This window comes from Stenotrophomonas sp. Sm10 (assembly GCF_030985515.1).
GTDB lineage: Bacteria > Pseudomonadota > Gammaproteobacteria > Xanthomonadales > Xanthomonadaceae > Stenotrophomonas > Stenotrophomonas hibiscicola.
Window position 1 is genome coordinate 1 of sequence record NZ_JAPTFO010000022.1, and the last position, 23,512, is coordinate 23,512.

Consider the following 23,512-nt stretch of genomic DNA (forward strand, 5'->3'; position numbering starts at 1 on the left):
GCCGCTGGCCGGCTTCCCCAACAGCCGGCCAGCGGCCGGCTCTACAAAGGGGCCGCTCCGCAGAATCCCTGTAGAGCCGAGCCCACGCTCGGCTCCACGGCAAGCGGTTTACCCGCGCAGCGCCGCCAGCGATTCGGCCTGCAGCCGCTCGTAGATCTCGAACTCGTCGTTCACCGCCACGCCCAATGCCTGCTCGAAGGCCTCGCGGTTGGCATGCGCGGCATAGGCGCGCTGTTCTTCGCCACCCAGGTTCGACTGGAAAATGCCTGCGGCGCTGACCGGCAGGAAATCCTCGTAGACGATCGGGTCAGCCGTCGCCAGGCCGGCGGCCACCAGCACTTCAGCGGGAAGATCGGCCACGCGCTCCGGCGCGGCGCGGCCGGCGTCGGTCAGCTGGTAGCGGTAATACCCCAGGCCTTCCTGGCGCAGCGTGTCATGGTCATCCGGGAAGCTGGCGAACACCGCCTGCAGGCGCTGGCCGTAGTCGCCGCCGGTGCTGCCTTCGCCACCGGCGTCGCGGGCCTGCGACAACAGTTGGTCGTACAGCGCGCGGCCCTTCGGGGTCAGCGCCAGGCCGCGTTGTTCGATCTCGCCGAAGCGCGCGGTATGCGTGCCGGCGTCACCACCTTCGGCATCCGGGAAATGAACGGCTTCTTCCAGGGCCTTGAAGCTGGTCTGGCGCAGCAGGATCGGGCAGGCACGGCGCGGCGGACCTTCGATGACCGCCTTGGCCGCCATGCCGTGCTCGATCATTGCCGCCTGCGCCGCGTCGATGTCCAGCGTGCGCGGGGTCAGGTGGTTGATGTGCGGGCCACGGAAGCTGACCACGTCGGCCACCAGCCGGTGCGCGTTGTGCAGCGCGCGGTAGGTCGGCAGGTCGACCGTGGCGTCACCATGCCAGCGGAAGGTTTCCAGTGCTTCATCGACGAAGCGCTCGGCATCGGCCTGCGACAGGCCGCCGTCACGCTCGGCCTGCTCGATCAGTGCCAGTGCGCCGTCGGTAAAGATGCGGCGGCGTGACAGGATCTTCGCCGACTCGGCACGCAGCGCTTCATCCTCGATCAGTTCCAGGCGCAGCAGCGAGGTGAACACGCGGAACGGATTCTGTGCCAGCGCCGCGCCGGTGAGTGGGCGGAACGCGGTGGAGTGCACCGGCACGCCGGCCACCGACAGGTCGTAGTAGCCGACGGGGTACATGCCCATCACCGCGAACAGGCGGCGCAGCGTCGCCAGCTCCTGCGCGGTGCCGACGCGGATCGCGCCATGACGCTCTTCATCCAGCCGCGCACGCTCGTCGTTGCGCTGCAGCTGCGCGGCCAGCGCCGGGTCATGGGCAAGCACCTGCGCGTTGATCCGCTCCACCAGTTCCACCAACGTGCCGTACAGCGGCACTTCAGTGCGGTACATGCGGGACATGGCCTGCGCAAACAGGCGGCGGATCACATCAGGCGAAACGAAAGAGGCGCTCATCAGTCACTCGATTACGGGAACGGGGAACAGCTCGGAACCGTATTGTCGCCGGAGCGCCCGGCGGCGGCGATACGCAGAGCAACATAAGGAAACCGGTAGTGCAGATTGTCCGGCTTGGTGGGCATGCGCTTGACCACCGCCTCCCAGCCGCCCTCCGGGTCCTGGCTGAAGGCACGCACGCTGTCGCGGCAGGTCTGGCCACTGGCCTTGGCCCAGAAGCAGGCGAAATAGATGTCTCCGGCCTGCCAGCCGTGGGTGGTGAACAGCGCGCTGATGTAGCCACGCGGCACGTCGGCATAGCGCGACACTTCGTCGAGGAAAGCGTCGGGGTAGCGTTCGGCGTAATGGTTGATGTCCCGCAGCTGGGCATCGACCCAGCTGTCGCCGGTGTCCACTTCGTAGGCGCTTGAGCGCTCGGCGGTCTGCTGGGCCAGCACGGTGGCCGGCGCCAACAGCAGGGACAACATCAGCGCGCGCAGTCGGTGGTTCATGCCCCGATTCTGCCGCAGCCGACGGGCCCTGTCAGGCCGCAGCGGCCTTGGCCTCGATCGCCGCCAGTGCGGCCGGCCAGTCGTGGGCGGTATCGGCAGTGACCATGCGCGGTTCGTCGTCGGCCACGCCATGCTGGGTCTCGTGGGCCCAGGTCACTGCGTACGGGGTATGCACGCCCCAGCCACCCAGGGTGACCACCGGCTCGATGTCCGAGCGCAGCGAGTTGCCGACCATCACGAAGCGCTGCATCGGCAGGTCGAATTCGGCCAGCACGCGGGCGTAGGTCTCCGGGTCCTTCTCGGAAACGATCTCGATGCGCGGGAAGAGCTCGGCCAGGTTGGCGACCTTGATCTTCGCTTCCTGGTGGAACAGGTCGCCCTTGGTGATCAGCACCACCGGGTAGTGCTCGGCGATGGCCGCCACCGCTTCGCGCACACCGTCGATCAGCTCGACCGGGTGGCGCAGGGTGTCGTGGCCGATATCCAGGATGCGCTGGATGTCCTTGGCCTCGATGCGCTGGCCAGTGATGTCGATGGCCGCTTCGATCATCGACAGGGTCATGCTCTTGACGCCGTAGCCGAAGGTGCCCAGGTGGCGCTGCTGCACTTCCAGCAGGTGGCGCGCGGTCTGGGTGTCATGCACGTCGACGTAGCGCGACAACAGGTCAAGATAATCCTGCTCGGCCTTGCGGTAGTAGTCCTCGCTCTTCCACAGCGTATCGTCACCGTCAAAACCGACCAGGCCGATGGCGCGCGACGGCGCAGGCGTGGAGGTGTTCATCGCGCAAGGATACAGGGGCCGTGGTGACGAAAAAAACCCGGGCGGCCGAAGCCGCCCGGGTTCCCATACGCCCCGATACGGGTCTTACCTGCCCTGCGCACCCTGCGCTGCGCCGCCGGCGCCGGCCTGCTGGGCGGCCACATAGGCCTTGTACTCATCGGCGCTCAGCTCACCGTCCTTGTTGGTATCGGCCTGGTCGAACACCTGGGCCAGGCCGGCGTTCACCTGCGCCTCGGTCTTGCTGATGGTGCCGTTGCCATCGGTATCGATGCTGGCCCAGGTCTGGCCACCGCCGTTGGCCTGGGCCGAGGCCGCTGCGGCCGCATTGGTTGCCTGGTCAGCCGCCTGGCCCGCCTGTGCCGCTGCCTGCTGCGCCTGGGCGGCCTCGTTCTGTGCCTGCGCGGCCTGCTGCTTGGCCGACTGGGCCATCGCCGGGATGGCCAGCACGCTGCCGGCGGCGACGATCAGGGCGATCAGGGGCTTGCGGTTGCGAATAGTCATCAGGGGTGTCTCCTACCGATTGGGTGGTGTTGCGCGGCGTGTTGATTCCGCACGGCACCTACCCTGCCACCGCGTTTCTGAATCGATTTTGCGCCGCGACCGGCGCCCACACGCGCGATTAACCACTGGCCTCCACGCATGCTTTAGCGCGGTGGTTAGGGTGAAGTGAGTGGCTCATAAGATGCGCATTCAGCGCCTCTGCATTTAACCGGCAGGCAACGAAAAACCTGCGTCAGTCGACGGTTTTTTCCGATGACCGCGAACTGAACAACACCCATGCAAGAGCAACACCGGCGAGCGCACCGGCGATTTCCAGCACCACACGGCTGCCGAGCTCGTTGGGATCGTGGATGGTGGCCAGGAAGATGCGCGCGTACAGCGGCGATTCCAGCCGCACGATGCCCATGTAGAACAGCTTCCATGCATCGATGCCGGCGGAGATGATCACGGCGATGACGCAGGACCAGCCGATCGCATGCCCCGCTGTCCAGTGCAGGAGCCGGCACAGCTGCAACCACAGGAAGTACACCAGCAGCCCGACCAGCAGGGCGATGGCGCCAGCTTCCAGGGTACCGAGCAGGCCGAAGTGCAGAGGAAGGTTCATCGGGTGGGCAGGGATGAAGAGGCGGCCAGTGTAAGGGATCTGCCCCGGACCCGATCCGGTAGCCACAGTAGATCCACGCCATGCGTGGATGAATCTCCATCCAAATCGAATATCTCGACGATTGAACAAGGAGCAGCCGAGCATGGGCTCGGCTCTACAACGGACCACGCGGGAAACTGTCAGAGGCGGGGCGGTGCCCTGCCGATACCGCCTAAAGCACTGGCACGTCGTACGCGGTGCCGGAATCCGGTTCGGGCTGCAGGGTGTAATGCCACCACTCCTGCGGATAGTTGACGAAGCCACGGCGCGCCATCGCCTGCACCAGCTGCTGGCGGTTCGCCTGCTGCACAGTGCTCAGCCCGCTCGTCTGCGTATGCGCACGTGGCCCGAAGAAGTCGAAGTCAGTGCCCATGTCCAACGGCGCACATGCACCGCTGCGGCAATCCAGCAGGCCCAGATCCACCGTGGCACCGCGGCTGTGGCCGGAGCGCTCGGCGATGTAGCCGTCAGCCAGCAGGCGTGGCTTGTCCAGATCCGGGTACTGCTGCGCCTTGCGCGAGAGCTCGCGCGGATCGTTCACCCAGGCCATGAACGCCTGCACCGAACGCACCGGCCGGTAGCAGTCGTAGAGGCGCAGGCCGAAGCCATCGGCGCGCAGGTCCTGTTCCACCTGTGCCAGTGCCTTTGCCACCGGCGCCAGCAGGTAGCACGATGGCGCCTCGTAGCCGGGCACGCGCGCACCGGTGAAGTTGTTGGCACCCGCATAACGGATATCCAGGTCGATGCGCGGCGACAGCGTGCGGATCTCCACCAGTCCGGCGCTGGCCGCGTCGGTGGCCGGTGAAACGCGCGGTGGCTCAGCGGCGCCGGTGGTCGCCGCCAGGGCAATCGCCAGTACGAGTGAAATGCAGGTCCTGGAAGTCATAGCTGAAGTCGATGTCCGGATCGATGGCGCGCAGGTCCAGTGTCGGTGCCGGGCCCTCGCCCGGCCGCAGCCACGCCTGTGCATCGTCACCCAGCGTATCCCAGCGCAGCAGCCAGCGCCCCTGCAGCTGCAGCACGGCCCCCTGCAGGCGGGGCGACTTGTCCACGCTGAAGCGCAGGCCGTCCTTGCCTGGGCACAGCGATGCGGGCCCCAGCCAGGGATCGCTGTAGCGTCCCTGCCAACGCGGCAGATCGGAAGCCGACGCCTGCCGCGCGTCCGACGTCGGCGGCCGCTGGTGCCCGGTTGCCGCACGAGCGGCCTGGTCCGCCTTCAGTTCGGCCAGGTATTCCATCGCCGGGCGCGCATCATCGGGGGCGGTGAAGCGTTTCAGTGCGGCCTGCATCAATGCGGTGCGCGCATCCTCGCCTTCACCGTTGATCAGCATCACCACGCCCACCTCGCGGTCAGGCAACAGTGCCAGCGACGAGTACATGCCCGACAGGGTGCCGGTGTGCGCCACCTTCCACTGCCCATCCATGTCCGACACCCGCCAGCCATAGCCGTAGCCATAGAAATGCGCGTTGTCCCAACGCCGCTGGCGTTCACCCAGCGCCATCGGCATGTGCAGGGTCCACAGCGTACGGCGCTGCTCAGCGTCCAACCAGCCAGGTGCCAGGGCGGGATCGAGCAGCACCTGCATCCAGCGCGTCATGTCGCGCAGCGAACAACGGATGCCGCCGGCCGCCATCGACGGCAGGTCCGGGCTGATCGCTCCATCCCCGTTCACTACCGCGTTGCGATCACCGCGCCAGGCATGCGGCTGCGCCACGTTGCCCACGCGCTTCACCGACCACGCCCCCACCTGGCAGCGCGTCATGCCCAGTGGTTCGAACACCTGCTCGCGCATCAGCTGGTCGTAAGGCTTGCCACCCGCTGCCGCCGCCACTTCCCCGGCCACCACGTACATCAGGTTGTCGTAGGCGTAGCGGCTGCGGAAGCTGCTGACCGGTTTCAGGTGCGCCAGCCCCGCGATGATGTCCGCACGGGTGAACGCGTTCGGTTCCGGCCACAGCATCAGGTCACCGGCGCCCAGGCCCAGGCCGCTGTTGTGGATCAGCAGGTCGCGCACCTGCATCTGCTCGCCCACCCACGCATCGTGCATGCGGAAGCCCGGCAGATATTGCTGCACCGAATCCTCCCAGCGCAGCTTGCCCTGCTGCACCAGCCGCGCCAGCAGCGCGGCGGTCATCGCCTTGCTGTTGGAGGCGATCTTGAACAGCGTGTCCTGGTCGATGCGGCCGCCGTCGCCACGCGCGCCTTCGGCGTGGCGATAGACCACCTGCCCGTTGTCGACCACCGCCATGGCCAGCCCGGGCAGGTGCTCGTGCTGGACCACAGCGGCGACGTCGGCATCGAGGGAGGCGATATCGGTCGGCGAAGCGGACGGTGCGGCCAGTGCCGCCGCGACGATCAGCAGGTGGTACATGCGCGCAGCCCCTCCATTGCCCGCGCCGTCACGGTGGGCGGCGCGGATCGTGGCCTCAGAAGTTCCAGGTCACCACCAGCTGGGTATAGCGAGGGGCCTGCCAGCGCGTCCCGGTGGCGAACGTCGCTTCGCGGTACTGGCCGGGCTGCGCTTCATAGCGCTGGTGCACGTTGATGGTCTTCTGGTTGTTGAACAGGTTGTACACCGACAGCCGTGCACTGAGATCGATGCCCTCCACCGGCAAACGCCAGGTCACGTTGGCGCCCATGGTCCAGGTCCACGGCAGGCGACCGAACGCACCGCGTGGGCTGTACTCGAACTGCCGCTGGTTGTACGGGCCCGAACAGTTGGCCACGCACAGCCAGCCGGTACCACCGCCGCTACCCTCGCTGGAAGTACTGCCACCGGCGATGGAATCGTTTGGCCACATCACGCCGTAGGCAGTGATCGGGCCACCGGACTGCACCTGCAGTGTGGTACCGAACGACCATTGCTTGTTCAGCGCGTAAGCGGCACGCAGCTTGAACTGGTGGCGGAAGTCGTTGAACAGCACGCCATAGCGCTCGTTGGTGGCCGGATGGTCCCAGAACTGGACCATGCCGGTGTCGCCGTAGTTGGTATCGGAATTCACCGGGCCTTCGAAATTGCCCTCGCTCTTCGACCACAGGTAGGACGCGTTGAACATCCACTTCTCGTCCCAGGCACGGTCGATCTGGAACTCCAGTGCCTTGTAGGTGCGCTTGGGCTTGGAGTAACCGATCACCTCGCCGCTGCCGCCCTTCCGATAGCCGCTGTTGGCGGTGTCAATGGTGATCCAGCCTTCGTTGGCGCAGCCGATGCTCCTGTCGCCCCAGATCGTCAGGCTCTCGCCCGGGTTGGCGATCGGCCACAGCGTGCTGGGGGTCGGGCCGCATGGGGTGTAATTGATGCGGATGTCGTCCAGCGCACGGGTCATGCGTCGATAGGTGGCGTTGACGCCCCACGACCATGCCTGGTTGATCATGTTCTGGAAGCCCAGGATGTACTCGTCCTGGTAGACCGCCTTGAGGTCGCGATCCACACTCTGGCGCAGGTCGGCACCGCCGGTGTTCATGCGGGTGTCGGTCGGACCGATCTGCTGGCCGACGACCGGTGCCATGTACGGTGAGCCGGTCGGCGAGGTTTTCCGCTCCCAGCCATTGAGCACGTAGTAGCTGTACTCGTCGGTCAGGCCACCTGCGAAATTCACGTTGATGTTGTTGGTGACAGGCAGGTAGTAGCGGCCGGCGTTGCCGAACAGCTTGGTGCTGCCATCACCGCGCATGTCCCACGAGAAGCCGACGCGAGGTGCGATCAGGTCATCCATCTTGATGAACGCCTTGCCGGCGGCGGTACGGTTCTCGAAACGGTCCCAGCGCACGCCCAGGTTCAGCATCAGGTTCGGGGTGATGTTCCAGATGTCTTCCACGTACAGCGCATTGGCTTCGGTCTCGAACGTGCCGCCCGACTTGCGGTTGCGCGCACGCAGCATTTCGGTAACGCCAGCCGGTACGTAGGCATTGGCACCGTCCCAGACTTCATCGCCGGGGCGCGCCACGTAGGCGGTGTAGCTCAGTTCGGTCGGGCCGGGGTAGCGGGTGGACTGCTTTGTGGTCATCAGCTCACGGTCGACACCGAAGCGCAGCAGGTGGTCACCCAGCTGCCATTCGAAGTCCAGTCGCGCCACGTCACGGGTATCGTCACGCTCGGCCACTGCCGTGCCCGTGGGGTGGCAGCCTGCGCGCAGGCCCTGCAGCTTGCCCAGGCGCGGGCCGTAGGTACTGTCGGTGAACACGGGGCTGCAGGCCTGATCCAGCGATGAATTGGTGAACGCACGCTGGTTGTTCTGGCCGACCATGGCGCGCGCGGTGAAGTTCTGTCCGAAGTGGCCGGTGTAGGTGGCCGACCAGTTGCGGCCGCCGGTCTCGGTGACCGAATCGCCGCCCCAGGCGCCGAGCTGGTCGGCGTTCCAGTTGTAACCGTACGACGCATTGGTGACATCGCCCTCATCCGAGAACGCCAGCAGCGCCAGGCTGTGGTTGTCGTTGATGTTCCAGTCCAGCTTGGTGCCCCAGAAGCCGTTGCCGGAATCGTTCTTGAACCAGGTACTGCCATCGGACGAGGTGTTGTGTCCCTTGTCGCTGCGGTCTTCGTACATCGCGAACAGGAACAGCTTGTCCTTGACGATCGGGCCGGAGCCCCACACGTTGGTCTTCAGGAAGGAGTTGTTGTCGCGGCTGCCGTAGGAATGCGGGGTGCCGTCGCGGTGGAAATGATCGCCGCCACTGGCGCGCCACGCACTGGGCTCGGCGGTGACTTCAACACCGCCCTCGAATTCGTTGCTGCCCGAACGGGTCACCGCATTGATCACGCCACCGGTGGAACGGCCGAACTCGACCGAGTAGCCACCGGTCTTGACCTGGAACTCCTTGAAGAAGGCGAACGGCGCGGTGCTGAAGCCGCGACGGGTATACATGTCGGTGACATTCAGGCCATTGATGAAGACCGCATTCTCGGCCACCGATGAACCAGCGAATGACAGGCCGCCGAATGACGAGTTGCCGCCGACCACGCCCGGCGCCATCAGCGCGACCGCAGACAGGTCCTGCGCCACCGGCAGCCGCGAGATCTCCTGGCGGTTGATGTTGAAGGATGTCTCGGTGGAGTAGACATCCACGCGGTTGACCACGCGGGTGCCGACCACCTGCAGCGCATCGAGATTGGTGACGCCGCCCCCACTGGCCAGGTTGACCGTGGTGGTTCCGCCTACTGCCACACTGACAGCAATCTGATCGCCCAGCTTCTGGCCATCGCGGCTGAGCTGCAGCTGGTAGTCACCTACCGGCAGCTGGCCGAGGCGGTAGCTGCCGTCGGCGCCGACGGTGACGGTACGGGTCAGACCCGTACTGTTGCTGACCACGGTCACCTGGTCGCCCGCGGTTGCACGGCCGGCAACTGCGCCGCTCACGTTCTGTGCCATCGCGATGCCGGGCAGCACTACGCCCAGACACGCCCCAAGGGCGACGCACAACGCCGCCCGCTTGATGCTGTAAGCCTTCATCCCCTGCTCTCTCCTGCAAGAATTGAATGGTGTGGAATGCGGTGTGTCGCGCTAGCGTTGCCTGGCTGGCAGTACCCGCCACTGGAAGTCGTAGCTCCATTGGTCGAAGTACAGGTTGCCGCCTGCCCACTCGGCCTCGCCGCGCTGCGAGTCGACCGTTTCCGAGCGGAAGTGCTGCTTGGCCGGCACGAAGGGCTGGCCGAAATCGTCGTTGAAGGCGATGCGGTAGCCGTCGAGGCCACCCAGGTAGAAATCGCGCAGTGCAGGCACATCGCTGGCAAGCGCGCCGGTGGTCACGTCCATCGGCAGCCAGCCATACGGCGCCAGGTAGACCTGCCCCCAGTCATGCAGGTTGTTGTAGCCGCTGCCATCGCCGGAGAACACCATGCCCGACTGCCAGCGCGCGGGAATGCCGTTCATGCGCAGCAGCGCGATCAGCAGCAGGGTCTGTTGGCCGCAGTCGGCATGGCCGGCATGCAGCGCGTAATCGCTGATGTTGCTGAGCGTGGAGTATTCGCGCGCACCGGCCCAGGGAATGCGATCCACGGCAGCAAACAGCTTGCGCAGCACTTCATACGGACGTGTCTCGCCCTGCAGTACCTGGTCGGAGAACAGCTTCAGCGCCGGGGTGAAGCGCACATGCGGCAGCTGCTCGGCCAGATAGGGCTTCAAGGCCGGATCAGCCGGGGTTGGCTGTACCTTGGCCGGGTCGATCGCGGTATGCCGGGCGAGGATCGTGACCGCGTAGCGGATCTCGAAGCGCGTCGGCTGCCCAGCCACTGCCTTGGCTTCCAGGTACGCGGTGCGCTGCAGGGTACTGGCCGGTGCCACTCGCGCCTTGCCCGGGGTGCTGCCCAGCCACTGCACCTGTTCCTGCTGCCCGGGGATTTCGCGCGGGTACGGAATCCACGCGCGGATCGTTTCACCGGCGGGCACCACATCGGATTTCACCGTGAGCGACTGGGTGAATTCGTAGCGCTGCGGCAGTACCGACGCCTGGCCACTCTGTTCGGCCGCGGCAACCACGCCTGCGTGGTGGGCGTTGAGCACTTCGTTGGGGCCCGGAGGCGGCATCGGTGCATCCGTGCGGCGGCGCGCGCGTGCTTCGTCGCTGAGCAGGAACAGGTTCGACGGTGCGCGCTTGAAGTACCAACGCTCGCCATCGGTATCGAGATGCTCGATCAGGCCGAGTTGGTCCCAGCGCGCAAATTCCTCGTCGGTCAGATCGGGAATCCAGCGGCGCACGGCGTCCTTGGCGGCGTTTTCGCCGAGGGAAAAATCCACGCGGATGCGGCGCATGCGCTCGCGCTGGAAGGTCCCCTCGGTGGTATCGCCTGCCGTTGCCAGCAGCGCTTCGGCATCGCTGAAGCGACCGCTGTCGATCAGGTCGATCACCTGCGTCTGGCGCGCCCGCTGCTGGCTGCTATGCCCATCCGTCGCGTGCGTGGCCGACACCCACAGCAGCAACACGGCACCCAGGCCGGCGGCGGCAGGCAGACGCGGTTTGCGAACGGCAGGATCCACAGCGACACTTCCCCAGCGCGGGTGGTAATGGCTGTGTAACACGGGCCGGGATGCCGGTCAATAATTTATTCTTGCTTTCCATGCCGAAAGGAATAAATATTCCAACAGGCATTCGAGGAGGGTGTGCACCGCATGAGCCTGGCTTTCCGCGAACGGCACCGGCATTGGCCGCGCCGCTTGACCCTGGCCCTGTGCCTGCTGGCCGCTCCGGCCTTTGCACAGGCGGCCCCACGGCCCGACCCGGGTGCGCCGCTGCCCTATGTGATCGGCCTGCACGAGGCCTATCTGACCCCGCAGTACTGGGCCGCGCGCCTGGACAACGCCGATGCGCCGATTCTGGATCGCGCGCAGATCGAAGCACAGAACGCGCGGATGCGGGCGCAGGACAGCCACATCCAGGACATCGCCGCACTGCCCGCCCAGCTTGATGCGGCGACGGCTCGCGCCAGCATCACCGCGCTGTCGAGCTGGCCCACCCGCGCCCTCTACAACGACAAGGGCCAGGCGATCGCACCCGCGCTGCGCAGCGCGATCGAAGCCAACCTCGGCCTCGATGCGATCCCTGCCAAGGTGGCACCGGCCTACGGGCTGGTGGTGAAGCGCGCGGCACTGCGTACCTTCCCCACCCGCGAGCGGGTCTTCAGCACTGCCGGTGACACCGACATCGACCGCTTCCAGGAATCGGCACTGTTCCCCGGCGACAAGGTCGCCGTGGTCCACCGCAGCGCCGACGGCCGTTGGCTGTTCGTGCACAGCGAGCGCTACAGCGCGTGGATCGAAGCCGACGCCATCGCCGGCGGCGACAAGGCCACGGTGCTCGGCTACGGCGCAAAGGGCCCGTACCGGATCGTCACCGGCGCGACCGCGCAGACCGCCTACACCCCGGAGGAACCGCGCGTATCGCGCCTGCAGCTGGACATGGGCGTGCGCCTGCCGGTGCTGGCCGACTGGCCCGCTTCAGAACCGGTGAACGGCCAGCAGGCCCACGCCTCGTGGGTGGTGCAGTTGCCGGTGCGCGAAGCCGATGGCCGCCTGAAGCTGGTACCAGCGCTGCTGCCGCGCTCGCAGGACACCGCCGCCGATTACCTGCCGCTGACCCCACGCCTGTTGCTGCAGCAGGCCTTCAAGTTCCTCGGCGAGCGCTACGGTTGGGGCCACGACTACGACACGCGCGACTGCAGCGGTTTCGTTTCCGAGATCTACCGCAGCTTCGGCGTGCTGCTGCCGCGCAATACCAGTGCACAGGCGGTCAGCCCGGCACTGGATCGCCTGCCGTTCACCGGCAAGGACGGCAAGGCACTGCGCGACCGTGCCGTCACCGACCTGAAGGTCGGCGATCTGGTCTACATCCCCGGCCACGTAATGATGGCCATCGGCCACGTCGACGGCCGCACCTGGGTGATCCACGATACGGCGGGCGGCAGCTGGTTCGGTGCCGACGGCACGCGCGTGCAGGCCCATCTCAATGGTGTTTCGGTCACGCCGCTGGAGCCGATGATGGCCAGCGACACCGTCCGCTACATCGACCGCATCACCAACATCCAGCGCCTGCGGGCCAAGACTCCCGAATGAAGATCACCGCCATCGAACTGGGCATGCTGCGCGTGCCGTTGAAGACACCGTTCAAGACCGCGCTGCGCACGGTGGAAACCGTGGAAGACGTGGTGGTGCTGATCCGCACCGACAGCGGCAACACCGGCTATGGTGAAGCCCCGGCCACCGCCGTGATCACCGGCGATACGCACGGCTCGATCATCGAGGCGGTCCGCCACTTCATCGCCCCGCGCCTGATCGGCCAGGACGTGGTCAACCTCAACCACCTGTGCACGCTGGTGCAGACCGCGATGGAGCGCAACACCAGCGCCAAGGCCGCGGTGGAGATCGCCCTGTACGACCTGTGGGCGCAGCTGCACGGTGCGCCGCTGTACCAGATGCTCGGCGGCGGCGACCCGGTGATCACCACTGACATCACCATCAGCGTGGACTACATCGACAAGATGGTGGCCGATTCGTTGTCAGCGATCGAACGCGGCTTCGAGTCGTTGAAGATCAAGGTCGGCAAGGACATCGGGCTGGACATCGAACGGGTCAAGGCGATCCATGCCGCCGTGGAAGGCCGCGCCCTGCTGCGCCTGGATGCCAACCAGGGCTGGACCGCCAAGCAGGCGGTGCATGCGATGCGCACGCTGGAGGAAGCCGGCGTGGTACTGGAGCTGCTGGAGCAGCCGGTGAAGGCCGCGGACATCAGTGGCCTGAAGTACGTCACCGACCGCGTCAACACGCCGGTGATGGCCGACGAAAGCGTGTTCAGCCCCAGCCAGGTGATGGACCTGATCCAGCAGCGCGCGGCCGACATCATCAACATCAAGCTGATGAAGACCGGCGGCCTATCCAACGCGATCCGCATCGCCGACATCGCCGGCATCTACGGCGTGCCGTGCATGATCGGCTGCATGATCGAATCGAGCATCAGCGTGGCCGCAGCCGTGCACCTGGCCGTGGCCAAGAGTGATGTGATCACCAAGGTTGACCTCGACGGTCCCTCGCTGGGCCAGTTCGACCCGGTCAGCGGCGGCGTGCATTTCAACGAATCGGAGATCAGCATCAGCGACGTGCCGGGGTTGGGCATCACCGAAGTGCGTGGGCTGGAGATGCTGGGTTGATTTCTGCCTTGCGGCTGACGTTGCGTGCCACTGGCGCTGGGTCGCGCGTTACTTTTCTTTTCGCGAAAAGAAAAGTAACCAGAAGAAACGCTCCGCCGGCCGCGAGCCGGTGCTACGCACCGGTTCCCTGCGCTCCTCGGCCCGTCGAGGGACGGCGCGGGAACTCGCTACGCTCAGACACCCGCGCCTCTTCGCCCTCGCCGGACCTGCGGTGCCCGGCTCGCTTGAAGGCGGACTCAACGTCAAAAGCAACAACTGCGCTCCGTAACCTCTTCGAGGCTGGAACCCGCTCGACCCATTCCATGACACGCTCTACGCTGCCAGCCGCAACGCGCCCACACATGCCCGGACACCCCGCATGCCGCCCCTGCTGAAGATCCGCACCGAGCGCGGGCAGATGTCGGCCATCGAGCGCCGCATCGCCGACTTCATCCTCGACAACGCCCACCTGCTGCGCGACTACTCGTCACAGCAGCTGGCCAGTGCGCTCGGCATCAGCCAGTCCAGCGTGGTGAAGTTCAGCCAGAAGCTCGGCTTCAAGGGCTACCCGGACCTGAAGTACTCCATCGGCCAGGACGTCGCCCGCGCCGGTGCCGATCCGCAGCAGGCGCCCGACGAACCCGACAGCGGCGATGACTACCTGCGCCTGGGCGAGGCGCTGCGCCGCAGCAAGGCGCAGGCCGAGGAGGAAACACGCCAGGCCAATCCACGCGCGGAGATCGAGCGCATCGTGCAGCTGCTCGACGGTGCGCCCAAGCTGTTCGTGTACGGCCTGGGAGACGACGGCCTGTTCGCCCGCGAGTTTGCCATGCGGCTGTCGCTGCTCGGGCTGCTGGTGGTACCCCACACCGACCCGATCCTGATGCTGGCCAACCTCTCGGCCGCGCGCCCGGGCGATGCGCTGCTGGTGTTCTCCGAATTCGGCAACCTGCCGCAGCTATCGCAGCTGTCGCGCCAGTTCCAGGACATGGGTGGCAAGATGATTTCCATCACCCGCCATACCGCCAACCCGCTGCGCGCGCATGCTGACGCAGCGCTGGTGGTGTGCGCGCACGATCGCACGCCGCAGGTCGCGCAGCTGCTGTACCGTAGCGCCATGCACGCCCTGCTCGATTTCCTGTTCGTGCTGCTCTGCCACACCAATCCGGACCGCCAGCAGCAGCTTGCGGTGAACCTGGAGCGGATCGACCACCTGCTGGATTCCTGACCGGAGCACCTGTTGATGAAATCACTGGTCCGTCTCGCTACCGCTGCACTGCTGCTTGCTACGGCGGTGTCCGTTCACGCGGCGCCGCTGGATGGCGCGCGCCAGCTGATCGTGGTCACCAGCGAAGGCTGGGACAGCACCCAGGGGCAACTGCAGGCCTATGTGCGCGACGGCAAGGGCTGGCACGCGCATGGACAGGCGTTCCCGGTGGCGCTCGGCCGCACCGGCAGTGCCTGGGGCCTGGGCCTGCACCCGGCGCAGGCCGACGGCCCGCAGAAGCAGGAAGGCGATGGCCGCAGCCCGGCCGGCATATTCGCGCTCGGCAGTGCGTTCGGCTATGCCGTCACCCGCCGCGGCACCGCCATGCCCTACCAGCCGATGCTGGACAGCAGCTACTGCATGGACGTGCCCGGTTCGCCGTTCTACAACCGCATCGTTGATGAAAAGAAGGTCGGCAATGCAGCGGTCAAGGGCTCCACCGAGCCGATGCGGCTGGATCTGCACAACAAGGGCGACGTGCGCTACCGGGAGGGCTTCGTGATCGCCCACAACCCGGACAACCAGCCCGGCAAGGGCAGCTGCATCTTCGCCCATCTGTGGCGCCAGCCCGGCGAGGCCACCGCCGGCTGCACGGCCATGCCGCAGGAACGCATGCAGGCACTGCTGGACTGGCTGCGGCCGCAGGACGCGCCGCGTTTCGTGCTCCTGCCGCGCGCGGAGTACAAGCGCCTGCAGGCGCAGTGGCAACTGCCCGCGCTGGCCGGAGACGTCCGTTGAGCACGCAGGACGAACCGCAGCTGCAACGCGCGGTCAGCCGCTGGCAGATCGTCGGCCTGTCGATCAACGATGTGATCGGCAGCGGCATCTACCTCCTGCCGGCCGCCACCGTCGCCCTGCTCGGCCCCTTCAGCCTGTGGGGCGTGGTCGCCGCCGGCATCGTCGTGACCTTGCTGGTGCTGTGCTACGCGCAGGCCGCCAGCTACTTCGATGAACCCGGCGGTAGCTACCTGTATGCACGCGAGGCGTTCGGGCGCTTCGCCGGTTTCGAGATCGGCTGGATGATCTGGCTGACCCGCATCAGCTCGGCGGCCGCACTCAGCAACGCGCTGGCCGATGCCGTCGCGCGTTTCTGGCCGTGGGCCGGTGCCGGCATGGGGCGCATCGCGGTGATCGTGGTGTCGCTGGGCTTCCTGACCGGCGTCAACATCATCGGCGTGCGCTCGGCCGCGCGTACCGGCGTGGTGCTGGTGATCGGCAAGATGCTGCCGCTGCTGCTGTTCGTGGCCATCGGTGCGTTCTACATCGACCCACAGCTGGCCTTCTCCGGCCAGCGTCCGGACCCGCATGACCTGCAGCGCATGGGCGAGGCCGCCTTGCTGCTGCTGTACGCCTATGCCGGCTTCGAGAACATCCCGGCCGCCGCCGGCGAGTACCGCAATCCGCGTCGCGATATTCCGTTCGCGCTGATCACCATGATCATCACCGTCACCGTCATCTACGGCGCGGTGCAGGTGGTGGCACAGGGCACGCTGGCCGGCCTGGCCAGCTCGGCCACGCCGCTGGCCGATGCCGCTGCCGGCTTCGGCGGCGAAGCACTGGCGCTGATCCTGACGGTCGGCGCCACCATCTCCATCCTCGGCACCAACAGCAACACGATGATGATGGGCCCGCGCTTCCTGTTCGCACTGGCCCGCGATGGCTATGGGCCGAAGATCCTGGCGCAGGTGCATCCGCGCTTCCACACGCCGGCCGCGTCGATCCTGTGCCAAGGCCTGATCGCGCTGGGCCTGGCCCTGTCCGGTTCGTTCGTGCAGCTGGCCCTGCTGTCGATGACCACGCGCCTGTTCGCCTACATCGGAACGGCCGCTGCGGTACTGGTGCTGGCCAAGCGCTATGCGGACCGGCCGGGCGCACTGAAACTGCCGGGTGGCCCGCTGATTCCGGTACTGGCGCTGCTGCTGTGCCTGGCCCTGTTCGCCAGTGCCAGCTGGCAGAACATCGCAGCTGCACTGATCGCGTTCGCCATCGGCGCGGTGATCTACAAGCTGCCGCGCAAGGATGCCGACGCCGGATGACCGGTAGCGCCGGGCCATGCCCGGCGGATTGATCTGGTGATCACGCTGCCGGACCGGGCCGTTAACCGCCACGCAGGCACGATCAGGCTTCGTCCACAACGGAGCCTTCCATGACCGAGTACCAGATTCCCGGCCGCGTACCGGACGACAGCACGCCGCGCGATGCGGTCAGCAACTACTGGCGCGAGCGCTACACGGCCGAGCTGTACTACGACGACCAGCTGTTCTTCGAGGACTACGAGCCGGCCTACCGCATCGGCCACGCCGCGCGTGCGCAGGACATGATCCGCGCCTACGAACAGGTCGAAGCCGAGCTGGAATCGCGCTGGGCCAATGAACGTGGCCGCAGCCGGCTGGAATGGGCGCAGGCACGCAATGCCGTGCGCCGTGGCTGGGACGAAGCGCACCTGGCGGACCCGCTGTTGAAGCGATAGCGCCATGCTTCTGTAGAGCCGGGCCTACGCTCGGCTCTCGCACCACGTCTGTAACGTCGAGCCATGCTCGACTGAGCCGAGCATGGCTCGGCTCTACACCGGATCGATCACTCCTGTTCCGGCAGCGGCGGCACGATCGCGCCGTGCTTGCTCCCGCCACCACCGGCGGCGATCAGGTCGCGGGTGTTCTTCTGCACGGCCACCGCGCCGAACAGCGACAGTGCATACGCCATGCCATAGAAGCCCTTCTCGCTCGGTGCCAGCGTGGCATTCCACAGGCCAACCAGCAGCAGCATCAGCGCCGACAGCAACGCGAACCAGCACAGCGCGTAGTACAGGCCACTCACCGCAATGCCTTCGACGCGGTCGCGCACGCTCTTCTGCAGCGACACCGCCGCGAATAGGCCGAACAGCAGCAGGGTCAGGTAGTAGCCCTTTTCGTTGAGCGCCATCGTGGCGTTGAACAGACCGATCAGGTAGGCCGCCGCACCCAGCAGCAGGGCCACCCATGAGGCGGCGATGAAGGCGGTGGAGGGCTTGTGGGGCATGGCAGTGTTCATTGCAGATCCTTGGCAGGCAGACGGGCACGCTTTGCCCGGGCGTGACCACCCTAGACGATCCCGCCGCGCTCGCACAGGGGTCGCAGGACCTTCGGGCCACGACGCTCACGGCGCCGGTGGTATACAAGGGACAGCCCGGCCATCCGCATCCCCGCACTGGAGATACCCATGACCCGCACGCCCCTGCTGCTCGCCCTCGGCCTTGTGCCGATCCTTGCCACCTCCGCCTGCAATGCCGCCGACCCGGCCGCCAACGGCGCCCAGACCGCAGCGCCCGCAGCCTCCACCACTGCCGACCAGCGCCCGTTCACCGCCACCGAAATCAGCCGCTTCGACCAGCCGTGGGCGATGACCTTCCTGCCGGACGGCAGCCTGCTGGTCACCGAAAAGCGCGGCAAGCTGCAGCACCTGGACCTGGCCAGCGGCCAGAAGCATGAGATCACCGGCGTTCCGAAGGTCGCTTACGGCGGCCAGGGTGGCTTCGGTGACGTGATCCTGCACCCGCAATTCGCGAGCAACCACGTGATCTACCTCAGTTATGCCGAGGAAGGCACGCTGGACACCCGCGGCGCTGCCGTGGCCCGTGCCACGCTGGCGCTGGACGCCAACGGTGCCGGCCAGCTGAAGGACCTGAAGGTGATCTGGCGACAGAGCCCGAAGGTGAGCGGTGAAGGTCACTACGGCCATCGCCTTGCTTTCGGCCCGGACGGCAAGCTGTGGATCAGCTCCAGCGAGCGCCAGAAGTTCGATCCGGCGCAGGACATGGGCGGCAACCTCGGCAAGATCATCCGTCTCAACGACGATGGCAGCCTGCCCGCCGACAACCCGTTCGCCTCACAGGGCGGCGTTGCCGCGCAGGTGTGGTCGCTGGGCCACCGCAACATTCTGGGCATGGCCTTCGACGCGAACGGCAAGCTGTGGGCACACGAGATGGGCCCGGCCGGCGGCGACGAACTGAACCTGATCGTGCGCGGCGCCAACTACGGCTACCCGATCGTTTCCAATGGTGACCATTACGACGGCCGGCCGATTCCCGACCACGACACGCGACCGGAATTCGCCGCGCCGAAGGTGACCTGGACGCCGGTGATCTCGCCGGCCGGCTTCGTGATCTACAGCGGCAACCTGTTCCCGCAGTGGAAGGGCAGCGGCTTCATCGGTGGCCTGTCGTCGACCTCGCTGGTGCGTGTGGCCTTTGATGGCGACGGCGCGCGCGAAGCTGAGCGCTTCAGCATGGGAGAGCGCATCCGCGAAGTGGAACAGGGTCCGGATGGCGCCCTGTGGCTGCTGGAAGACGGCAGCAAGGCGCGCCTGCTGAAGCTCACCCCGAAGACCTGATGCCCGCCGGTGCCGGCCGCTGGCCCGCACCTGGATCCTTCCGACATCCTGCGGTTGCCGGCCAGCGGCCGGCACCACCTTGCCAAACGGCCCCGCACGCGGGGCCGTCTGCGTTTACTGGATGGTGATGACCTTCACCTCGGTCTTCGTGCAGGCCTGGTCCAGGCACTGGCCGCTCAACCACACCTGGCCGCTGCCGATCATCACGCCCTGCTGGTTGACGAACACCTTGCCGAAGTCCTGCTCGGACACTGCCTTGACCACCTCCGGCGTGATGATCTTCTCGTAGTTGCGCTGGAACTCTCCGGGGCCGGAGATCTTCTTTCCGCCGCTGATGTTCAACGGGAATCGCACTTCCTCGACCACCGCAGCGCGATCCCCGCCAACCACGGCGGTCTTGAACGCATTGAAGACCTTCTCGAACTGCGCGGCATCGCCAAGCAGCGACTCGATGCGCGCACGCGCATCCTCGGCGGGCGCCTCGGCTGCCGGTGCGGGCGGTGCTAAGTCGGCGGGTCCAGCAGCCGGCGCTGTCGGTTCAGCGGCAGGCGTCGCTGCCGCGTTCGCTTCCATCGGCGGCGGCGCATCCGCCGCAGGCTGCGCCGGCGGCTCAGGCTGCGAACAGGCCGCCAGCAGCAGAGCGGGAATCAGGTAGGCCATCCGGCGCATACGCGCACTCCATCGAAACAGGAAGCCCGATGGTAGCGCCGCCACAGTGACGGCAACAAAAAGGGGACGGAGGGGATTAAGTCGTTAGTGGCACAAACGACTTAATCCCCTCCGTCCCCTTTTTTTTGATCAGGCCTTCAGCAGTTCGAACTGCACCGCTTCGCCAGCCGCCGAGGACGCGCACACCCACAGGTCGAACAGGCCCGGCTCGGCACGCAGCACGCCGTCGCGGCCGGTAAACGCCAGCTGCTCGCGGGTCAGGGTGAACACCACGTCGGTCGACTCGCCCGGCTGCAGTGCCACCTTACGGAAGTCCTTCAGTTCGCGCACCGGACGCACGCGGCTGGCCACACGGTCGTGGATGTACAGCTGCACGACTTCCTCGCCAGCAACGCTGCCGGTGTTGGTCAGCGTGGTGGTGATGGTCAGGGTGTCGTCCCAGCCGAGCTGTGCAGTGCTCAGCTGCGGCACGCCGTAGGCGAAGGTGGTGTAGCCGATGCCATGGCCGAACGGGTACAGCGGTTCGTTCGGAATCTCGCGCCAGCGGGCCTTGAACTCCGACATCGTCGGCAGTTCCGGGCGACCGGTGCGCGGGTGGTTGTAGAAGTACGGCTGCTGGCCGGACACCTGCGGGAAGCTGACCGGCAGGCGGCCGGACGGGCTGTAGTCGCCGAACAGCACATCGGCCACGGCATGGCCGGTCTGCGTGCCCAGGTACCAGGTCACCGCCACAGCCTGTGCATTGCGCACCGCGCCCTGCAGCGCCAGCGCGCGGCCATTGCGCAGCAGCACCACCAGCGGCTTGCCGGTCATCGCCACGGCCTCGGCCAGCGCCTGCTGTGCCGGCGGCAGGGTGATCTCCACGCGCGACTGTGCTTCGCCGCTGTAGCGCTGCGGTTCGCCCAGCGCCAGCACCACCACATCGGCGCGCAGCGCGGCAGCCACCGCCGCTTCGGTACCGCCCGGAATGGCCGCTTCCAGTTCGCAGCCCGGCACGATTTCCAGCATCGCTTCGTCGCCGATGGCGGCACGCACGCCGGTCTCCAGGTCCACGTAACGCTGCTTGTCGCCGAACAGCGTCCAGCAGCCTTCGATGTTCTCGCGGTCCTGCACGAACGGGCCGATCAGCGCGATCTTCTGCCCGGTCTTCTGCAACGGCAGCACGTTGTCGCGGTTGTTCAGCAGCACGATCGAACGCCGCGCGGCGTCGCGCGACAGTTCGTCATGCGCGTCGAGGTACGAGGTATCGGCTTCGCGTGCCGGGTCAAGCGAACGGTACGGGTCGTCGAACAGGCCGATGGTTTCCTTCAGCCACAGGATGCGCCGCACGCCCTCATCCAGCACCGCCATCGGCACCTCGCCGCTCTCGACCAGGCCCGGCAGGTGCTCAGCATAGAAGCCGCTCTGCATGCTCAGGTCCAGGCCGGCGGTGAACGCCTTGGCGGTGGCATCGCGGTCGTCGGCGGCATAGCCGTGGGCGACCAGCTCCATGTCAGCGGTGTAGTCGGAGATCACCACGCCCGGGAACTTCCATTCGCCGCGCAGGATGTCGGTCAGCAGTTCAGCGTTGGCACTGGCCGGCACACCGTTGATGTCATTGAACGAGGACATCACGGTGATCGCGCCGGCGTCGAAGGCGGCCTTGAACGGTGGCAGGTGCACGTCGCGCAGGGTCTGCGGCGAGATGTCCACCATGTTGTATTCCATGCCGGCCATCACCGCGCCGTAGGCGGCGAAGTGCTTCGGCGTGGCCAGCAGCGAATCGGCGGCGCGCAGGTCGCTGCCCTGGAAGCCGCGCACGCGGGCGGCGGCGAACGCACAGCCCAGCACCACGTCCTCACCGGCCCCTTCGGCGCCACGGCCCCAGCGCTGGTCGCGGGCGATATCCACGGCCGGGGCGTAGGTCCAGTGCAGGCCAGCGGCCGTGGCCTCGATGGCGGTGGCGCGCGCGGTGCGCTCGGCCAGGTCCGGCTCGAAGCTGGCGGCCTCGCCCAGCGGAATCGGGAACACGGTGCGCATGCCGTGGATGACGTCGGCGGCCAGGATCACCGGGATGCCCAGGCGGCTCTCCTCGGTGGCGACCTGCTGGATGCGACGGCCCAGCTCGGCGCCCACGCCATTGAACAGCGAGCCGACCTTGCCCTCGCGCACCTGCTGCAGCACCTGGTCGGCATTGCGCACGTTGGCTTCCGGGTTCACGTCCGGGGCGAACGGGCGGACCATGTCCGCGAAGACACCCAGCTGGCCGACCTTTTCCTCGACGGTCATCTGGGCAATGAGGGATTCGATGCGTTCGGAGGCCACCGGCAGTCCTTGATGAAAACGTTTACAAGCCCGGCATTCTAGCGATCCCGAGCCATTTGGCGAGAGGTTTCTTCATTCAGTTTCAGCCACCAGCGGGGTCCGTATGGCTCCGCCGGGGCCACCGCAGCTTACTCCGAGCCGGCCAACTGGCGCTGCCCGGCCATCAACATGGCGTCGCTGGACGCCTGGAACACGCGCAGCCCGAAGGCTGGCAGGATCGCCAGCAGGTGGTCGAAGATGTCCGACTGCACGGCCTCGTACTCGCCCCAGGCGGTGCTGCGGGTGAAGCAGTACAGCTCCAGCGGCAGGCCCTCGGTGGTCGGCTGCAGCTGCCGCACCAGCAGGGTCATGTCGGTATGGATGCCCGGATGGCTGCGCAGGTAGCGCTCCACATACGCGCGGAACGTGCCCAGGTTGGTCACCCGGCGGCTGTTGACCTCGGCCATGCCCTGCTCGCGCAGGCGCCCGTTCCACTGCCCCAGTTCCTGTTCCTTGTCGCGCAGGTAGTCGCGCAGCAGCGCGAACTGGCCGAGGAAGGCCAGGTCGCCCTCGTCCAGGAAGCCGACGCTGTGCTGGTCCAGGTACAGCGCGCGCTTGATCCGGCGGCCACCAGCTTCCTGCATGCCGCGCCAGTTCTTGAACGACTCGGTCACCAGCTTCTTGGTCGGGATGGTGGTGATGGTCTTGTCGAAGTTCTGCACGGTGATGGTGTGCAGCGCGATGTCGATGACGTCGCCGTCGGCGTTCTGGCTGGGCATCTCGATCCAGTCGCCGATGCGCACCCGGCCATCGCCGCTGATCTGCACGCTGGCCACCAGCGACAGGATGGTGTCCTGGAAGATCAGCATCAGCACCGCCGTGGCCGCGCCCAGGCCGGTGACCAGATAGCGCAGGTCGACGCCCGCCAGGGTGGCAACGATCGACAGGCCGGCGATCACGAAGAGGACGATCTTGGCGACCTGCAGGTAGCCCTTGATCGGCTTGTTGCGTGCCTCGGGGCGGCGCTCGTACAAATCGTTGGCCGCATCCAGCGCATGCGAGATGGCCAGCACCACGGTCAGGATCGCCCACGCCTGGCAGGCGCCGATGATGAAGCTGACCAGGCCCGGCGGCAGGTCCGGCACGATGCGGATGCCCGAGGCGATCACCTGGCTGGGCACCACGTTGGACAGGCGCGAGATCACCCGCATCAGATGGCTGCCGCGGCCGGTGTCAGCGCCGGGGAGGCGGCTGAGCAGGCGCCGCAGGCCACGCAGCAGGATGCGCTTGGTCACCCAGTTGGCCAGGCCGGCCGCGATCAGCAGCGCCGAGATCATCAACGCCAGGTAGGCGCCGGGATAGGGTTCCAGTGTGTTCTGCAGCCGTTCCAGCCACTGTACCGCCACCACCGCATCCACCATC

Annotated in this window: 20 protein-coding genes; 7 read left to right on the forward strand and 13 right to left on the reverse strand. The window is 66.8% G+C overall.

Annotation, left to right across the window (positions count from 1 at the left end):
- Positions 1-108 precede the first annotated feature (108 nt).
- The 9 genes from O0J15_RS08445 to O0J15_RS08485 form a co-directional block, all read right to left on the reverse strand.
- Positions 109-1,470: a VOC family protein gene (locus tag O0J15_RS08445; protein ID WP_111098406.1), complete on the reverse strand. Its 1,362-nt coding sequence runs from the start codon at positions 1,468-1,470 to the stop codon at positions 109-111.
- Positions 1,471-1,481: 11 nt separating this feature from the next.
- Entirely contained in the window at positions 1,482-1,961 is a 480-nt protein-coding gene (locus tag O0J15_RS08450) for a hypothetical protein (RefSeq protein WP_245152085.1), read from the reverse strand.
- Positions 1,962-1,992: 31 nt separating this feature from the next.
- Positions 1,993-2,742 carry an HAD family hydrolase gene (locus tag O0J15_RS08455; protein WP_224328896.1) on the reverse strand — a complete coding sequence of 250 codons (750 nt, stop codon included), beginning with the start codon at positions 2,740-2,742 and terminating at the stop codon, positions 1,993-1,995.
- A gap of 84 nt (positions 2,743-2,826) precedes the next feature.
- Entirely contained in the window at positions 2,827-3,243 is a 417-nt protein-coding gene (locus O0J15_RS08460) for an EF-hand domain-containing protein (RefSeq protein WP_019662197.1), read from the reverse strand.
- A gap of 232 nt (positions 3,244-3,475) precedes the next feature.
- Positions 3,476-3,847, reverse strand: coding sequence for a hypothetical protein (locus tag O0J15_RS08465; RefSeq protein ID WP_180832986.1), 372 nt, complete (start codon positions 3,845-3,847; stop codon positions 3,476-3,478).
- A 211-nt stretch (positions 3,848-4,058) separates the two neighbouring features.
- Positions 4,059-4,772 (reverse strand): M15 family metallopeptidase, encoded by a 714-nt coding sequence (locus O0J15_RS08470; protein ID WP_219633974.1) that lies wholly within the window; start codon positions 4,770-4,772, stop codon positions 4,059-4,061.
- Positions 4,705-6,258 (reverse strand): serine hydrolase domain-containing protein, encoded by a 1,554-nt coding sequence (locus tag O0J15_RS08475; protein ID WP_308305487.1) that lies wholly within the window; start codon positions 6,256-6,258, stop codon positions 4,705-4,707. Before O0J15_RS08475 ends, O0J15_RS08470 begins: the two co-directional genes overlap by 68 nt.
- Before the next feature lie 55 nt (positions 6,259-6,313).
- Positions 6,314-9,337, reverse strand: a complete 3,024-nt coding sequence (locus tag O0J15_RS08480; protein ID WP_134735019.1) for a TonB-dependent receptor — start codon at positions 9,335-9,337, stop codon at positions 6,314-6,316.
- A 51-nt stretch (positions 9,338-9,388) separates the two neighbouring features.
- Positions 9,389-10,861, reverse strand: coding sequence for a transglutaminase domain-containing protein (locus O0J15_RS08485; RefSeq protein WP_134735020.1), 1,473 nt, complete (start codon positions 10,859-10,861; stop codon positions 9,389-9,391).
- A 132-nt stretch (positions 10,862-10,993) separates the two neighbouring features.
- Here O0J15_RS08485 and O0J15_RS08490 point away from each other — a divergent pair, with 132 nt between their 5' ends.
- From O0J15_RS08490 to O0J15_RS08515, 6 genes are all read left to right on the forward strand, one after another.
- The gene (locus O0J15_RS08490) at positions 10,994-12,433 is read left to right on the forward strand and encodes an SH3 domain-containing protein (protein WP_134735021.1); all 1,440 of its coding nucleotides are present in this window, start codon (positions 10,994-10,996) and stop codon (positions 12,431-12,433) included.
- On the forward strand, positions 12,430-13,524 hold the full coding sequence (locus O0J15_RS08495; protein ID WP_134735022.1) for a dipeptide epimerase: 1,095 nt from the start codon (positions 12,430-12,432) through the stop codon (positions 13,522-13,524). Before O0J15_RS08490 ends, O0J15_RS08495 begins: the two co-directional genes overlap by 4 nt.
- Before the next feature lie 358 nt (positions 13,525-13,882).
- The gene (locus tag O0J15_RS08500; RefSeq protein WP_019662204.1) at positions 13,883-14,731 is read left to right on the forward strand and encodes a MurR/RpiR family transcriptional regulator; all 849 of its coding nucleotides are present in this window, start codon (positions 13,883-13,885) and stop codon (positions 14,729-14,731) included.
- Positions 14,732-14,746: 15 nt separating this feature from the next.
- Positions 14,747-15,508 (forward strand): L,D-transpeptidase, encoded by a 762-nt coding sequence (locus O0J15_RS08505; protein ID WP_180832993.1) that lies wholly within the window; start codon positions 14,747-14,749, stop codon positions 15,506-15,508.
- A complete protein-coding gene (locus tag O0J15_RS08510) occupies positions 15,505-16,806 on the forward strand; it encodes an amino acid permease (protein ID WP_308305488.1) in 1,302 nt (433 codons plus the stop codon). Before O0J15_RS08505 ends, O0J15_RS08510 begins: the two co-directional genes overlap by 4 nt.
- Before the next feature lie 110 nt (positions 16,807-16,916).
- On the forward strand, positions 16,917-17,240 hold the full coding sequence (locus O0J15_RS08515) for a hypothetical protein (protein ID WP_308305489.1): 324 nt from the start codon (positions 16,917-16,919) through the stop codon (positions 17,238-17,240).
- A 107-nt stretch (positions 17,241-17,347) separates the two neighbouring features.
- On the opposite strand, the gene yiaA is transcribed toward O0J15_RS08515, so the two are convergent.
- Entirely contained in the window at positions 17,348-17,800 is a 453-nt protein-coding gene (gene yiaA / locus O0J15_RS08520; RefSeq protein WP_134731190.1) for an inner membrane protein YiaA, read from the reverse strand.
- A gap of 168 nt (positions 17,801-17,968) precedes the next feature.
- Here yiaA and O0J15_RS08525 point away from each other — a divergent pair, with 168 nt between their 5' ends.
- Entirely contained in the window at positions 17,969-19,138 is a 1,170-nt protein-coding gene (locus tag O0J15_RS08525; protein WP_180877740.1) for a PQQ-dependent sugar dehydrogenase, read from the forward strand.
- Positions 19,139-19,252: 114 nt separating this feature from the next.
- Here O0J15_RS08525 and O0J15_RS08530 read toward each other — a convergent pair whose 3' ends face one another.
- The 3 genes from O0J15_RS08530 to O0J15_RS08540 all read right to left on the reverse strand — a co-directional run bounded on the left by O0J15_RS08530 (position 19,253) and on the right by O0J15_RS08540 (position 23,511).
- On the reverse strand, positions 19,253-19,807 hold the full coding sequence (locus O0J15_RS08530) for a hypothetical protein (protein WP_111098414.1): 555 nt from the start codon (positions 19,805-19,807) through the stop codon (positions 19,253-19,255).
- Positions 19,808-19,936: 129 nt separating this feature from the next.
- Positions 19,937-22,111 (reverse strand): glycoside hydrolase family 3 N-terminal domain-containing protein, encoded by a 2,175-nt coding sequence (locus O0J15_RS08535; RefSeq protein WP_111098415.1) that lies wholly within the window; start codon positions 22,109-22,111, stop codon positions 19,937-19,939.
- A gap of 128 nt (positions 22,112-22,239) precedes the next feature.
- Entirely contained in the window at positions 22,240-23,511 is a 1,272-nt protein-coding gene (locus tag O0J15_RS08540; RefSeq protein WP_134731197.1) for a mechanosensitive ion channel family protein, read from the reverse strand.
- Position 23,512: the final 1 nt, after the last annotated feature.